Annotated in this window: 3 protein-coding genes; all 3 read left to right on the forward strand. The window is 71.6% G+C overall.

The window, feature by feature from the left end; translation table 11 throughout:
* The coding region (locus HW578_RS26455; RefSeq protein WP_369407986.1) for a MotE family protein at positions 1–485 on the forward strand (485 nt) is incomplete at its 5' end.
* A 27-nt stretch (positions 486–512) separates the two neighbouring features.
* Positions 513–893, forward strand: coding sequence for a chemotaxis response regulator CheY (locus tag HW578_RS26460; RefSeq protein ID WP_198373681.1), 381 nt, complete (start codon positions 513–515; stop codon positions 891–893).
* Entirely contained in the window at positions 886–1470 is a 585-nt protein-coding gene (locus tag HW578_RS26465) for a protein phosphatase CheZ (RefSeq protein ID WP_198373682.1), read from the forward strand. Before HW578_RS26460 ends, HW578_RS26465 begins: the two co-directional genes overlap by 8 nt.
* Positions 1471–1490: the final 20 nt, after the last annotated feature.

Here is a 1490-nt window from a genome sequence, read left to right on the forward strand (position 1 = left end):
ACTCTTCGGATCTGCCGGCGGCACCCGCGCCCGCGCCGCAGGCGATCCCGTTCAGCGCGCCAGACCCGGCCGGCGCCGCCGAGCGCGCCCTGCTTGAGCAACTGCGCGCCCGGCGCGGCGAGATCGAGGCGCGTGAGCAGGCGGTGGTCGCGCAGGAGGTGGTGCTCGCCGCCACCGAGCGCCGCCTCGCGCGCCGCGTCGAGGAACTGGCCGCGCTGCAGCAGCGCCTCGAGACGCTGGATCGTTCGCGCACCGACCGCGAGGAGGCCGGCTGGCGCGGCCTGGTGCGCACCTATGAGGCGATGCGCCCGCGCGACGCGGCGGCGATCTTCAATGAGCTCGAGATGCCGGTGCTGGTCGAGATCCTGGACCGCATGGGCGAGCACAAGGCCGCACCCGTGATCGGCGCGATGCGCGCCGAGCAGGCGCGGCTGGTGACGGCGGAGCTGGCGCGCCACCGCGCCCGGCGCACGGCGGCGGACTGAACCGGAACACAGGAGGCACAAGGGCCGATGGACAAGACCACCAACGTCCTCATCGTGGACGACTACCGCACGATGCTGCGCATCATCCGCAACCTGCTCAAGCAGCTCGACTTCAACAACGTCGATGAAGCCACCGACGGGCAGGAGGCGCTGGCCAAGCTGCGCGCCGGCAATTTCGGCCTTGTGATCAGCGACTGGAACATGGCGCCGATGACGGGGCTCGACCTGCTGAAGGAGGTGCGGGCCGATGCGCGGCTGAAGAACCTGCCCTTCATCATGATCACCGCCGAGAGCAAGACCGAGAACGTGGTCGCGGCGAAGCAGGCCGGCGTGTCGAACTACATCGTGAAGCCCTTCAACGCCAAGACGCTGAAGGAGAAGATCGAGAAGGTGCTGGTCCATGCCTGACGGCAGCCCCGGCGACGACCGGATCGAGGCGGCGGTGCGCGCCGTGCTCGGCTCCATGTCGGGCGACCTGACGGCGCGCGAGGCGAGCCTGCTGGCCGAGCTCGAGGGCCTCGGGCGCACCATCGCGCGCGCCAAGGCCGAGATCGCCGCGCTCTCGGTGGATGACATCACCGGCGCGCATATCCCTTCGGCCACCGACGAGCTCGATGCCATCGTGGGCCACACCGCGCAGGCGACGAACGAGATCCTCGACTGCTGCGAGGCGCTGGAACGCGTGCAGTCCGAAGTGCCGGAGGCGGCGGCGGCGGTGCTGCAGGGGGCGGTGACGCGCATCTACGAGGCGTGTTCCTTCCAGGACATCACCGGCCAGCGCATCGGCAAGGTGGTGAGCGCGCTCAAGGCGATCGAGGCGCGGGTGGAGGCGGCGGTGGCCAATGCCTCCGGCCGCGGCGCGCCGGCCCCCGCCACCCCGGCGGCGCCGCGCACCGAGGGGCAGGCGCTGGCGAACGGTCCGCAACTGCCCGGCGGGGCGACCTCGCAGGCCGAGATCGACCGGCTGCTCGCGAGCTTCGACTGATGCGGCGCGCGGCCACGCTG

The sequence above is a fragment of the Roseomonas rosulenta genome (genome assembly GCF_016106005.1).
Taxonomy (GTDB): domain Bacteria; phylum Pseudomonadota; class Alphaproteobacteria; order Acetobacterales; family Acetobacteraceae; genus Neoroseomonas; species Neoroseomonas rosulenta.